This is a genomic window from Ruegeria sp. BA2 (assembly GCF_056539605.1).
This window is the reverse complement of sequence record NZ_JBQFVE010000011.1, coordinates 46522-58908: the sequence shown is the minus strand read 5'-3', so window position 1 is coordinate 58908 and position 12387 is coordinate 46522. Positions and strand designations below refer to the sequence as shown.

Annotated in this window: 13 protein-coding genes; 5 read left to right on the top strand and 8 right to left on the bottom strand. The window is 59.7% G+C overall.

What is annotated here, in order from left to right; genetic code table 11:
- Together ACR0NN_RS19430 and ACR0NN_RS19425 are read right to left on the bottom strand one after the other, a co-directional pair.
- Window positions 1-489 carry a metal-dependent hydrolase gene (locus tag ACR0NN_RS19430; RefSeq protein WP_170724520.1) on the bottom strand — a complete coding sequence of 163 codons (489 nt, stop codon included), beginning with the start codon at window positions 487-489 and terminating at the stop codon, window positions 1-3.
- Window positions 489-1259 carry an FCD domain-containing protein gene (locus ACR0NN_RS19425; protein WP_170724518.1) on the bottom strand — a complete coding sequence of 257 codons (771 nt, stop codon included), beginning with the start codon at window positions 1257-1259 and terminating at the stop codon, window positions 489-491. Before ACR0NN_RS19425 ends, ACR0NN_RS19430 begins: the two co-directional genes overlap by 1 nt.
- Before the next feature lie 151 nt (window positions 1260-1410).
- Here ACR0NN_RS19425 and ACR0NN_RS19420 point away from each other — a divergent pair, with 151 nt between their 5' ends.
- The 4 genes from ACR0NN_RS19420 to ACR0NN_RS19405 all read left to right on the top strand — a co-directional run bounded on the left by ACR0NN_RS19420 (window position 1411) and on the right by ACR0NN_RS19405 (window position 7045).
- On the top strand, window positions 1411-2604 hold the full coding sequence (locus ACR0NN_RS19420) for an aminotransferase-like domain-containing protein (protein ID WP_170724515.1): 1194 nt from the start codon (window positions 1411-1413) through the stop codon (window positions 2602-2604).
- Between the two features lie 44 nt (window positions 2605-2648).
- Window positions 2649-3044: a hypothetical protein gene (locus ACR0NN_RS19415; protein ID WP_170724513.1), complete on the top strand. Its 396-nt coding sequence runs from the start codon at window positions 2649-2651 to the stop codon at window positions 3042-3044.
- Window positions 3045-3185: 141 nt separating this feature from the next.
- Complete coding sequence (locus ACR0NN_RS19410; RefSeq protein ID WP_170724511.1) at window positions 3186-6641, top strand: AAA family ATPase; 3456 nt, start codon at window positions 3186-3188, stop codon at window positions 6639-6641.
- A gap of 53 nt (window positions 6642-6694) precedes the next feature.
- On the top strand, window positions 6695-7045 hold the full coding sequence (locus ACR0NN_RS19405; RefSeq protein WP_170724509.1) for a hypothetical protein: 351 nt from the start codon (window positions 6695-6697) through the stop codon (window positions 7043-7045).
- 134 nt (window positions 7046-7179) lie between these two features.
- On the opposite strand, the gene ACR0NN_RS19400 is transcribed toward ACR0NN_RS19405, so the two are convergent.
- Window positions 7180-7398 carry a hypothetical protein gene (locus tag ACR0NN_RS19400; RefSeq protein ID WP_170746989.1) on the bottom strand — a complete coding sequence of 73 codons (219 nt, stop codon included), beginning with the start codon at window positions 7396-7398 and terminating at the stop codon, window positions 7180-7182.
- Between the two features lie 98 nt (window positions 7399-7496).
- Entirely contained in the window at window positions 7497-7760 is a 264-nt protein-coding gene (locus tag ACR0NN_RS19395; RefSeq protein WP_170724499.1) for a DUF4242 domain-containing protein, read from the bottom strand.
- Window positions 7761-7929: 169 nt separating this feature from the next.
- On the opposite strand from ACR0NN_RS19395, the gene ACR0NN_RS19390 reads away from it, so the two are divergent.
- Window positions 7930-8802 (top strand): LysR family transcriptional regulator, encoded by an 873-nt coding sequence (locus tag ACR0NN_RS19390; protein WP_170724497.1) that lies wholly within the window; start codon window positions 7930-7932, stop codon window positions 8800-8802.
- Window positions 8803-8918: 116 nt separating this feature from the next.
- On the opposite strand, the gene ACR0NN_RS19385 is transcribed toward ACR0NN_RS19390, so the two are convergent.
- The 4 genes from ACR0NN_RS19385 to cobD form a co-directional block, all read right to left on the bottom strand.
- Window positions 8919-9155 carry a hypothetical protein gene (locus ACR0NN_RS19385; protein ID WP_170724494.1) on the bottom strand — a complete coding sequence of 79 codons (237 nt, stop codon included), beginning with the start codon at window positions 9153-9155 and terminating at the stop codon, window positions 8919-8921.
- Window positions 9156-9243: 88 nt separating this feature from the next.
- Window positions 9244-10407 carry a lytic murein transglycosylase gene (locus ACR0NN_RS19380; RefSeq protein WP_170724492.1) on the bottom strand — a complete coding sequence of 388 codons (1164 nt, stop codon included), beginning with the start codon at window positions 10405-10407 and terminating at the stop codon, window positions 9244-9246.
- Window positions 10408-10419: 12 nt separating this feature from the next.
- Window positions 10420-11340: an adenosylcobinamide-phosphate synthase CbiB gene (gene cbiB, locus ACR0NN_RS19375; protein ID WP_170724487.1), complete on the bottom strand. Its 921-nt coding sequence runs from the start codon at window positions 11338-11340 to the stop codon at window positions 10420-10422.
- On the bottom strand, window positions 11337-12302 hold the full coding sequence (cobD, locus tag ACR0NN_RS19370; protein WP_170724485.1) for a threonine-phosphate decarboxylase CobD: 966 nt from the start codon (window positions 12300-12302) through the stop codon (window positions 11337-11339). Before cobD ends, cbiB begins: the two co-directional genes overlap by 4 nt.
- Window positions 12303-12387 lie beyond the last annotated feature (85 nt).

Sequence of the window (12387 nt, the reverse complement as noted above, 5' to 3'; positions counted from 1 at the left end):
TTATGATTTTCTCAGTGACCTGCGCCAAGTCGCCACAAGCACGATCAGAGCGACCATGGTGATCAGGATCTCAACCTTGAACGTCCAATGATTGAGAAAAGACAGTATCCAAAGAGAATGTGTCGCCTGTACCGTTACCAATGGGTAAGTGGCGTTCGAAAACGGCCACAACCAGGCAACTTCACCCGTGATTGAATTCAGCAGCAGGTGAACCAGACCGCCAGCGCCGAGGAAGGTCAGAAATGTCCCGACCCGATAAAGCCATTGTCGGACCAGCAGACCCACCAGCAGCAAGCCAGCCCAGATGATCGGGCGGTGGGTCAGATAGGAATGATGATGGTGCCCGCGATCGTCGACAAGATAGAACCATAGGATATCGATATCGGGCGCAACGGCCCCGATCATTGCGGCTGCAAAAGCAAGTTTACCAAGGATTGGCGCAGTAGCCCGGAAGATTAGATAAGCCCCCGGCAGATGCCCGATGAACATCAAGCCTCTCCAGTCTCATGCTTCAACCTTTGCTGGGCGATCTCTTCGTTGCGCAGGGCCTTCTGCTGATCGGCCATGCAGCTTTTGACAAAGCTCAGATGATCCTCGACCGCCTGGCGTGCGCCCTTGGGGTCACGGTCCTGCAAGGCGGCGTTGATGGCGCGGTGTTGATCCAGAATGGCATCGCGTGTGGTGCGCTGTTGGAACATGATCTGACGGTTGTAGAACACGCCCCGCCGCAACAGATCGAACATCGACCGCATCATGTGCAGCATCACCACATTGTGGCTGGCCTCGATGATCGCCATGTGAAACTGGGCGTCCAAATGCGCCTCTTCCTCGGCAGCATTGCGGGCATGGGCGTCTTCCATCTTGTCCAGAATGGTCTGCACCACCTTCAGATCACTGCCCGAGCCCATGCGCGCGGCACGCTCGGCCGCAAGCCCCTCCATATCGCGCCGGAATGAGAGATAGTCGAACACCGCCTCGTCATGATTGCCGAACAAACGGATCAACGCGGGTGAAAAGGCTGAACCCAGAACCTCGGCCACGTATATGCCCGATCCGGCCTTGGCGGTCAGCAAGCCCTGATCCTGCAGGGCCGCGATTGCTTCACGTAACGACGGGCGTGAGACGCCCATGCGCTCGGCCAATTCCCGTTCCGAGGGCAGGCGCTCGCCGGGGCGCAGTATGCCACGTAGGATCAGCAACTCGATCTGGCGCACGACGGCCAAAGACAGTTTTTCGGTCTGGACTTTTTGAAAGGGCATGAGGCTAACACTAGAAATTGGTCAACTCACCTGACCACGATTGCGGGGGAGGATCAAGCCGCTCACGCAGATTGAAATATAAGGTCAGCATTATTGACATAAGTTGCGCTTTGCCTAATCTGCGACGCAAGGGCAGAGGAGGCCCGCTGAGATGGATCAACTCTACGCCACCCGTACCTCCCGGATGAAAGCATCCGAAATCCGCGAATTGCTCAAGCTTTTGGGTGAGCCAGGTATTATATCCTTTGCAGGCGGCATTCCCGACCCAGACTTGTTTCCGGCTGACGCGTTCGCCGACGCGTTCCAAAACGCGCTTGGCCCGGATCAACAGGCGCAGGCGCTGCAATATTCCGTAAGCGAAGGCTATGCACCGCTGCGCGAATGGCTGGTCGGTTACATGCGCGGGATCGGAGTGGCGTGTGATATCGACAACATCCTGATCACTTCAGGCTCGCAGCAGGCGCTGGATTATCTGGGCAAGTTATTCCTGTCTCCAGGCGATACGGCGCTGGTCGGTTGGCCCACCTATCTGGGCGCGCTCAACGCCTTTGACGCCTATGAGCCGCGCTTTGACCAACTGAGTGTCAACGGCAATCGCGGCGCGGCTGAGTATCGCGACGCGGCAGGCGGTAGCCCGATCAAGTTCGCCTACCTCTCCGCCGATTTTGCCAATCCGACGGGTGAGACCGTCGACCTGCGGGGCAGGGAGGCTCTGTTGGATCTGGCCGACGATCTGGACTGCGCCGTGATCGAAGACGGCGCTTATCAGGCGCTGCGCTATGACGGCGACCCGATCCCGCCAATTCTGGCGTTGGAACAGGCCCGCAAGGGATCGATTGAAAACTGCCGCACAATCTATTGCGGAAGCTTCTCGAAAACCCTGTCGCCCGGTCTGCGTGTTGGTTGGGTGGTGGCTGCCAAGCCAGTGATCTCGCAACTGGTGCTGCTGAAACAGGCCGCTGATCTGCATTCATCCACGATCAACCAAATGGCCGTTCATCAAGTGGCGCGGGACCATTTCGATGCTCACGTCCCGAAGCTGCGCCGCGCCTATGCCGCACGCCGTGACACGATGCTTGGGGCCTTGGCCCAACACATGCCCGACGGCGTCGACTGGACCCGGCCTGAGGGCGGTATGTTCGTCTGGCTAACCCTGCCCAAAGGCACCAATGGGGCCGATCTGTTGGCCCGGGCTCTGGAAACGGTCAAGCTTGCCTTTGTCCCCGGCGGGGCGTTCTATCCGGACGGCACCGGGGCCAATACAATCCGGCTGAGTTTTTCCAACTCGGATGAGGACACAATCCGTGAAGGCATTCGGCGACTAGGCGAAGTGCTGCGCACCTGATCGGCGAAAGGTTTCGTTAACCATATTGCCGCAAGAACGGCGGTATGATCCGTCTGCTCGCCTTCCTGCTGCTGGCCGCCTGTTCGGGTGGCACTCCCTATTTCCGCGACTTGCCCGCGACGCGGGTCTCAGTGAATGGCAGCGTGTTTGACGTCCGCGTCCGCAACGAACTGGCCGAGGCCGTCCGCGTGAACGCTCAATACGCCCCGCGCCTTGGTCCGATCCGGGACAGGGCCGCATTGGCGATGGCGCAGGTCTCGGGCTGCCCGCTTCTGGATGTTTTGGGCGATGCGGCGATCACTGTGGGTGTGCTCGGCTGCGACCAGGAACTGGGGGAAAAGCTGATTTTTGGTGCACTCCTTCGCCGTCCTTATGAATGCATCGACTATGGATACTACGAAGATTACGGGTATCAGGTCTTTGAATGCGCGTCGTACTGAGATACGCGAAACCTCACGTAGTTTTGCCAAGATATTGTGGATAACTTGACCAATCATCCCATATCCTGCGCAATCACGTTGACACCTTGCCCATCCCTTGCGCAGACTTTGTAGTCAGAGGAATCATAACACGAGCAGCCATTGCGCTTTAGCAAACTCAAACTGACCGGCTTCAAAAGCTTCGTTGACCCGACCGATCTGATCATCGCGGACGGGCTGACCGGAGTTGTGGGTCCCAATGGCTGCGGCAAATCCAACCTTCTGGAAGCCTTGCGCTGGGTGATGGGCGAAAACCGCCCCAAATCCATGCGCGGCGGCGCGATGGAGGATGTGATCTTTGCGGGTGCCGCCACCCGGCCCGCACGCAACTTTGCCGAGGTTGTCCTGACCATGGACAACTCGGAACGCCTTGCGCCCTCAGGCTTCAACGAAAGCGACCAACTTGAAATCGTCCGCCGCATCACCCGCGACGTGGGTAGCGCCTACAAGACCAACGGCAAAGACGTCCGCGCCCGCGATGTGCAGATGCTGTTCGCCGATGCCTCGACCGGGGCGCATTCGCCCGCGCTGGTGGGGCAGAACCGCATTGCCGAGCTGATCAACGCCAAGCCCCGCGCGCGCCGCCGCATTCTGGAAGAGGCTGCCGGGATTTCAGGCCTCTATCAGCGCCGTCACGAGGCCGAGCTGAAGCTGAAAGGAACTGAGGCCAACCTGACCCGCGTCGATGACGTGCTGGAACAGTTGGGCGGCCAGTTGGCGCAACTCGCCCGTCAGGCCCGTCAGGCCGCGCGCTATCGCGAAATCGGCGAGCAACTGCGCCAAGCCGAGGGCATGTTGCTCTATCGTCGCTGGAAAGAGGCCGACATGGCCCGCCAAGCGGCAGAAGAAAAGCTGCGCGACCGGATCACCGAAGCCTCCCGCGCCGAAGCTGCCGCCCGCGAAGCCGCCGCCAAACGCGCTGAGATCGAGGAAACCCTGCCACCCCTGCGCGAGGAAGAGGCCATCGCCGCCGCCGTCCTGCAACGCCAGCAAGTGCAGCGCGATCAGCTGTCGGATCAGGAAACCCGCGCGCGCCAGACGATTGAAACGCTGACCAACCGAATCCAGCAGTTGGGCAACGACATCGAACGCGAATCCGGCCTGAACCGCGATGCCGGCGAGATGATCGAACGGCTGGAATGGGAGGCCCGCGAGCTTGCCAAAGCCGCCGAGGGCTATGACGAGAAGGTCGCCGAGGCTGCTGAGATTGCCCGTGAGGCTGCCTCGGTTCTTCAAGATCGCGAAGATCACCTCTCGCAAGAAACCGAAGACATGGCCCGTCTGGTCGCTCGCCATCAATCGGCGCAGCGCTTGGTAGAAGACAGCCGAAAAACTCTGGCCCGGTCCGAGGGCGAAGAGGAGAAGGCCCGCGCCGCCGTGGATGACGCACGCAATGCGCTGACCCGCGCAAGCGAGGCCTTTGAGACCGCGCAAGAGGGCGAAGAAGAGGCCCGCGAAGCCGCTGAAGCAGCCGAAGAAGCACTCGCCGCTGCCGATGAGCTGCGCAATGAAACGCAAGCACGCGAGGCCGAAGCCCGCGCGAAACGCTCCGAAGCCGAGGGTGAACTGGGCGCAATAAGGGCCGAGACCACCGCGCTGGCCAAGCTGGTCGAACGCGACACGGCTGAGGGCGGGCAAGTGCTCGACATGCTGCGCGTGGCATCGGGCTATGAAAAGGCACTGGGGGCTGCGCTGGCAGACGACCTGCGCGCCCCGCTGGTCGAAGGTGATGGCCCCTCGGGCTGGGTGCAGGTTGCAGGATATGACAGCGATCAACCGTTGCCGGAAGGCGCTGAGCCTCTGGCGCTGCATGTCTCTGGCCCGGATCGCCTGAGCCGCCGCATTGCGCAGATCGGTCTGGTTGATGGGGATCAGGGTGCACGGCTACAAGCATCGCTGAAACCCGGTCAGCGGCTGGTCTCGCGCTCGGGCGATCTGTGGCGCTGGGACGGGTTCCGCGCTTGGGCCGAAGATGCGCCAAGTGCTGCGGCCCTGCGTCTGGAACAGCTCAACAAATTGGAAGCGCTGAAACAGGAACTCGCCCGCACCGAGGCGCAAGCCGACGGGGCCCGCGCCGCGCATGAGGCACTTTCGCAGCAACTGGCCGACGTGACTGAAGCCGACCGCCGTGCGCGCGAAGCCCGCCGAGCTGCCGATCAGCGCATGGCCGAAACCGCTCGGATGCTGAGCCGCGCCGAGGCAGATCGCAATCTGGCGCAAGGCAAGCTGGAGACGCTAACCCTCGCCGTCGACCGGCACAAGGAAGACGCCATGTCCGCCCGCGCTCAGTTGCGCGAGGCCGAAGCGGCGCTGACCGGGCTTGGTGACCTCGACAGCGCCCGTGCGCAGGTCGAAGATATCAAACAAACAGTCGAGGCGGCGCGGATCACCATGCTGACGCACCGTTCGACCCATGACGAGCTGCGCCGTGAAGGTGAGGCCCGCACCCGCCGCAGCCAAGAGGTCACCAAAGATCTTAGCGGATGGCGGCACCGGCTGGAGACCGCCGAAAAACGTATCTCTGAACTGGCTGAACGTAAGGAAAGTTCCGAGGAAGAACTATCTGAGGCCATGGCGGCCCCTGGTGAAATCGCCGAAGCGCGGGAAGAACTGAACGAGCTGATCGAAACCGCCGAGGCCCGCCGGGCCGAAGCAGCCGATAAGCTGGCCGAGGCCGAAACCCAGCAGCGCGAGGTTGTGCTGGCGGAACGCGAAGCAGAACGTCTGGCCTCGGAAGCTCGCGAAAGCCGGGCGGCGGCTGAGGCGCGTTGTGACGCGGCCAAGGAAAGCGTTGTGGCTGCGGCGGAACGGATTGCCGAGGATCAGCAACTGACGCCAAACCAGTTGCTGAACCAGCTCGACACCAACCCCGATCAGATGCCTGCCGCTGACGCTCTGGAGGCAGAGGTTAATCGCCACAAACGTCAGCGCGATGCGATGGGCGCGGTGAACTTGCGCGCCGAAGAGGACAGCAAGGAAGTACAGGAAGAATTCGACACGCTGAGCGGAGAAAAGGGTGATCTGGAAGAGGCGATCAAGGCCTTGCGCAGCGGCATCGCCAGCCTCAACCGCGAAGGGCGCGAGCGTCTGCTGACCGCGTTTGAACAGGTGAATTCGAACTTCGCGATGTTATTCAAGCATCTCTTCGGCGGCGGTGAAGCCAATCTGGTCATGGTCGAAAGCGACGATCCGCTGGATGCGGGGCTGGAAATCATGTGCCAACCGCCGGGCAAAAAGCTCTCGACCCTCAGCCTGCTGTCGGGTGGGGAGCAGACCCTGACCGCAACCGCGCTGATCTTTGGCGTCTTCCTCGCCAACCCGGCCCCGATCTGCGTGCTCGACGAGGTCGACGCGCCGCTGGACGACGCCAACGTCACCCGGTTCTGCGACCTGCTTGACGAAATGTGTCGCCAAACCGATACGCGGTTCCTGATCATCACCCACCACGCGGTGACGATGGCGCGGATGGACCGGCTGTTCGGCGTGACCATGCAGGAGCAGGGCGTCAGCCAACTGGTTTCGGTCGACCTCAAGAAGGCCGAACAGATGGTCGCCTAAGCGATCACTGCAACGTTATGACCCATTCGAAGACAGCCGGGTTAGGGTGGCGCATGACCCGATTTCTGATCCCATTGCTGCTCTGTGCCACACCGATTTCCGCCGCCGAATGGGCCACCAAACCCGGAGACAAGCCGCTCAACCCGCAAGAGCTTGAGGCTTTGGCGGGCCAGACGCTGACATTCTACGATGACGGGCAGTCCAAATACTCGGCCGGAGGGGCCTATTCCTATACCTATGCAAGCGGCGAATCTGCCTTTGGCACCTATTCGATCGCCGAAGACGGCAGCATCTGCATCGCCTATCGCAACGGGTTCAGCCGGTGCGATCTGTTTGTGCGCAGTGGTGAAAGGTTGATCCTGATTGATGAGAAGGGCGATCGGTATCCGGTGCGACCTGATTAAGAGGGATAAGCGACTGCGAGCTTCTTGCTGCCATGGCGGCTGGGCGGGCTGTGCTGCCATTTTAGCCGAGTATGGCGATATCTTTTGAAAAAATTTGATGAATAGGCGATACAATACCTTCGAGCCTTGTCGGGCTAATGCCCATCAATCTTTATCATCACCTCCATCGACTTCCAGACAGACTGGTACAGCTTCTTGGACATGGCGATTTTCTGACTGATCGCCTTTGGATTAGCGCTCTTGGCCTTGCTCAGTCTTTCGATCTCCAGTTGAAGTTGTAGCAGTTTCTTCAAGGTTGTCGCGTTTTTCTTCGCCTCCATTCCAAGAACAAACTTCGTCGATCTAGCAGGCACAGCCAATTCCTTTCAGCTAAACGAATGTGATGATTAACCTTTGTGGGCTATAGAGCTCATGCTCAGGGCCCTGTCTAAACGCTAATTCCGACAAGTCGTCATGGAGTAAGGTCCATTGCCGCCACGACCTTTTCATAAGGGAGCCCAGCGGTATCGTTCAATCGGCGAACTTGATCGGCGCTGTCACCATCAAACAAGCACATGCAGCGCCCGTCTTCGGGAGCGAACGTTGAACGGATGTACCTAATCATGTCTCCATCTGCCGTCATTTTCCGCGCAGTTGCTATCGCGGCTTCTTGAGCAGCACCCAGGTCATCCATGCTGATACCCTTAAGGTTTCTTTCGACCAAAAATACTGACATCTCGCTTCCTTTCCGAATGGTCAAATCCAGTGGATCTATTGCACCACGGAGCGGTGGCTCAGTGAACTATCGTTACTTTATTGCTTAATAACTCCAGGTTTGGACAAAACGGTGTATTCTGCGTCATGATTGTCTTTCGTTATCAGTGACGAGGTACCCTAATATGGAGATGTCTCAGATTAGATATGTCTTATCTGCTGCAAAGCATCTGAATTTCACCAAAGCTGCTGCAGAATGCAATGTGAGCCAACCAGCGCTTACCAAGGGCGTAAAGTCACTAGAGACCGAACTGGGCGCACAGGTTTTTCATCGGGAAGGTCGGAAAATACTGGTCAGCGACTTTGGGAAATCAATGCTGCCGCATCTACAGCACATCGTCGACGAAGCAGCAGCTACACAAGCGCTGGCTCAGAATTTTCGCCTGCTAGAAAAGGTGCCGCTGCGCTTGGGTGTCCTATCAACAATTGGGCACGTTCGCCTTGCTCGCTTTTTAGCCCAATTCGAGAACAAACACAGCGGATTGGAGTTGTCCGTCAACGAAGCAAGCGCATTAGAGCTAAAGAAAAAACTCTCCGATGGCGATATTGATGTCGCTTTAATGACGCTAACTGAAGAGCTGGAAGAAGAATTCAGGGCTAGCCCACTCTACGTCGAGAGATATGTGGTTGTTTTCCCGCCGGAACACCGCATTGGACAACTCAACTCTGTTTCGCTCCAAGACTTATCACAAGAAGACTACGTTGATCGCTTGGCCTGTGAGATGCGAGAGATGGTAATGTCGGTTTGTCAATCACAAGGCGTAGAGCTTTACGCTCGCTTCCGGTCAGAGCGTGAAGATTGGGTGCAAGCAATGGTTGCTGCAGGCATTGGTTTTGCCTTCATGCCTGAGTACTCGGTTACTCTGCCGGGCTTGCTACAGCGCCCGCTTGTTGAACCAGAAGTTTCAAGAACTATCGCGGCCTTTACAGTCCCCGGTCGAAAATATTCACCTGCACTTGACGCGCTGATGAGGTGTTCGCAGTCTTTTGCCTGGCCGGGATAAGCAACGTCTGGATTGGGCTTTCAGCCGACCTTAATAGCGGCCTTTAACCACTACGGCCCCATTCCCAGACTCTGCCAATGTCGCGTCAGCTCTCCCGCACGTATTGCCCCAACCACTCATCCGGCACAGCGATCTCGGGTCGCTTCGAATGATGCGCCAAGTCCAGAGGGTGCGGAAAGCTCAAAGCTCGATTGCTGGGATACGCCCGGTGAAAAGCAGGCTTTGATCCCTTGCAGATCGCTGGGCACAAGATAGCCGCCATCGCTGAAGGCTCCGATCCGGATCAGCGGGTGCCCCACGTCAAATGGGCGCAGAACATCGGCAAGCAGTTTACGGCGATCATCGATTGTCATGGAATGAACTCAGGGGGTTTCGGGCGCTGCGGCCAGCCTAGTGAAATGTCCAGTTGGCCGCAAATGGTAGATAGCGATGAGGGGGACTTTACAGCCGACCAAGCAGGTCAGCCGTTGGCCATGCATCCGCTGGCAAGCCTAACCGTGCCTGTTCGGCCTGTACCGCGGCGCGTGTGCCGGCCCCGAGGATGCCGTCAATCTTACCCACGTCGTATCCGCGCGCCCGCAGCTTTGTCTGCAGTTGTTTCATCTGCGCACCGTTCAGCCCGGAGGCCGGGCTGCCTGCGTTGTAGATCTGCGCGCCCTCCAGCCGTGTGCCGAAATACGCGGCGGTCAGGACATAGACAAAGCTTTGGTTCCACTCGAAATAGACGTCGAAATTCGGATAGGCGAGGAAGGCTGGCCCCTTGTGGCCTTGCGGCAGGATCAACGAGGCGGGCAGGTTGGCCAGCGATCCGCTGCGTGGCTGCACACCCATCGCCTGCCACTCTGAGATCGGGCGCGGTTTTCCGGGGCCAGAGAGCGACCAGTCCATCTGCGCGGGCACGGTGACCTCCTGCAGCCAGGGTTGACCCGGTTGCCACCCCAGATGCGACAGCATCTTGGCCCCCGACATCAACGCATCAGGTGCGGAGGTTTTTAGAGAGACCTTGCCGTTGCCGTCCCCATCCACGCCGTTTTCCAAGATATCACGCGGCAGCATTTGCACCATGCCGATCTCACCCGCCCAGGCACCGGTGGTGCGGGCCGGGTCGAAATTGCCTTGTTGGTACAGCTCGATCGCGGCAAAGATCTGTGGCCGGAACAGTTCGGGTCGGCGGCAATCATGGGCCAGCGTCACCAGCGCATTGCGGGTGTTGAAATCGCCCTGAAACGAGCCGTAGTCGGTCTCGAACGCCCAGAAGGCCAGCAACACGCCACGCGAGATGCCGTATTCCCGCTCGATCCGGTCAAACACCGCATCGTATTTCCCCGACATGGCCTGCCCGCGGTCAATCCGGTTTTGCGAGATCAGGCGACGCGAAAAATCGATGAACGGTTTCTGGAACACACCCTGCGCCCGGTCGGCCTTCAGTACAGCACCGTCCTGCTGAACACCTTGGAAAAAGCTGTTGACGGTGGATTTGTCGAACCCTTGTTGAACGGCCTCAGCCTTCAACCCATCGACGAAGGCATTGAACCCGCCGCCGCATTGGGCAAAGGCGGGTGCGGCGAACAGGGTGGCGGCGACAATGCCAGAAAGAAAACGCATGGGTTTGATCCGTCAGAAAATGAAGTTAAGCCCAACCCACACCGACACGAGCCCAAGCGCAAGCCCCCAGACCTGCCAGAGTATGTCTGATGCGCGAAAAACCTCTGCCGCGTCGATATTTTGCCGCGCATTTCCGTTCACCCAGGCAAGATCCCGCATCTCTCCATCATAGCTGCGCGGCCCGGCCAGCGCGATATCCAGCGCCCGGGCCATCGCGGCCTCGGGCCAGCCTGCATTGGGTGAGATGTGGCGGCGGGCGTCCGCGATCATCTCGGCCCAGCGGGACCATTGCCCGGACAGCGCCACGATCATCACAAAGGTTAAACGCGCCGGGATCAGGTTCAACGCGTCATCCAGCCGAGCCGCAGCCCAGCCAAAGGCGCGGTATTTCTCGTTGCGATAACCGATCATGCTGTCAGCGGTGTTGACCGCCTTGTAGACCAGCAACCCCGGCAGACCTGCGATCAAAAACCAGAAGGCGGGGGCGATCACCCCGTCGCTCAGGTTCTCGGCGGCGCTTTCGATGGCGGATCGCGCCACCTGCGCCTCGGTCATGTCCTGCGTATCGCGCGAGACAATCATGGCGACTTGCGCGCGCCCTTCAGCAAGCGAGCTCAGCAGTCCTTCGCCCACCGCGCGAACATGGGTGACAAGGGACTTTTGCGCCAGAAGGATGGCGCAGATCACGATCTCGGCGATCGGGCCCAGCAAGGCCAGCACGCGGCCCAGTACGAATGCGGCCAGTACCAGGACAATCACCGCCAAAACGCCTTTGAGGCGACGATGCGCCCCATGGTTCAGTCGATTGTCCAGCCAACCAATCGCATTACCCATCAGGACTGCAGGGTGGCGGACGCGCGACCACAGCCAATCCGGCTCACCCAATGCTGCGTCCAGACACAGGGCGCAGACCAACAGGAACGCCGTGCTCACAGCGCGGCCTCCAGTCGTGTCCAGCCTTCAGCAGGCGGTAATCCAAGGCGCAGGTAGGTTTTGGAATAGGGGAATATGCGGCTCCAGATATGAGCCTGTGCCAACCGGTCCTGCCACGTGGCGGCATCGTCTACATCAAAGAGGCGGAACAGGCTGGTCCCACCGATCAACCGCGCACCTTTAGCCGTTACAAGCTGATCCAGCCGTGACGCTTCATCGGCCAGGCGCATCCGAGTCTCTTCGGCCCAACCCGTGTCGCGTAAGGCCCGTGCGCCGATCCGCAAAGCAGGGCCCGAGACCGCCCAGGGGCCGGTCAGATCATTCAGCCTTGCGATCAGGTTCGGATGGCCGATTGCAAAGCCCAGCCGAAGCCCGGCCAGCCCCCAAAACTTGCCAAAGCTTTTCAGGACGATCACTCCGGGCCGCTCCGCCAGATGGATCAATGAAGCATCGGGGATCACGTCGCAAAAGCTCTCGTCAATCACGGTCAGCGGGGCATTGGCATCCGCTTCGTGCCAGTAGCGCCCATCGGGATTGTTGGGGTGTACGATCACCCGCGCCTCAGTGGGTCCAGCGTCCTGCACCGTCCAGCCCTGCGCGGTGAAAGCGGCGGCATGTTCGTTATAGGTGGGCATCGTGATTTGCACTCGGCCCGTCGGCGCTAGCGCCGGAATGCGCGCGATCACGGCTGATGCGCCGGGGGCGGGTAGAATCTCGGCCCCGTCCGGCACGTTCCAAAACGCGCGCGCTGCCTCCGACAGTCGCTCGAACGCGCCATGATCGGGCAGTTCCATCCAGTCCGAGGGCTGCAGGCCAGAGACGTCATACGGGTGCGGGTTGATCCCGGTCGACAGGTCGATCCAATCCCTGCGCGCACCGCCGAACTGCGCCATCGCGCCATCCAGCCCGCCGCCATGATCGCGCGCTGCCCGTGGGTTCAATCTGTCATCTTGTCCAACCATCAGTCCCAGCCAGAATCGTTCATTTCAGCTGCTTCAAGCGGATTTTTGCCGTTCACACAAGCGAATCCGGGTGTTCACGGCCCTG

Coding starts and splice junctions, on each gene's coding strand:
- ACR0NN_RS19430 (WP_170724520.1), bottom strand. CDS start 489: ATGTTCATCGGGCATCTGCCGGGGGCTTATCTAATCTTCCGGGCTACT.
- ACR0NN_RS19380 (WP_170724492.1), bottom strand. CDS start 10,407: ATGCGTTTTCTTTCTGGCATTGTCGCCGCCACCCTGTTCGCCGCACCC.
- ACR0NN_RS19415 (WP_170724513.1), top strand. CDS start 2,649: ATGATCCGTCTGCTCGCCTTCCTGCTGCTGGCCGCCTGTTCGGGTGGC.
- ACR0NN_RS19425 (WP_170724518.1), bottom strand. CDS start 1,259: ATGCCCTTTCAAAAAGTCCAGACCGAAAAACTGTCTTTGGCCGTCGTG.
- cobD (WP_170724485.1), bottom strand. CDS start 12,302: ATGGTTGGACAAGATGACAGATTGAACCCACGGGCAGCGCGCGATCAT.
- ACR0NN_RS19405 (WP_170724509.1), top strand. CDS start 6,695: ATGACCCGATTTCTGATCCCATTGCTGCTCTGTGCCACACCGATTTCC.
- ACR0NN_RS19385 (WP_170724494.1), bottom strand. CDS start 9,155: ATGACAATCGATGATCGCCGTAAACTGCTTGCCGATGTTCTGCGCCCA.
- ACR0NN_RS19390 (WP_170724497.1), top strand. CDS start 7,930: ATGTCTCAGATTAGATATGTCTTATCTGCTGCAAAGCATCTGAATTTC.
- ACR0NN_RS19420 (WP_170724515.1), top strand. CDS start 1,411: ATGGATCAACTCTACGCCACCCGTACCTCCCGGATGAAAGCATCCGAA.
- ACR0NN_RS19395 (WP_170724499.1), bottom strand. CDS start 7,760: ATGTCAGTATTTTTGGTCGAAAGAAACCTTAAGGGTATCAGCATGGAT.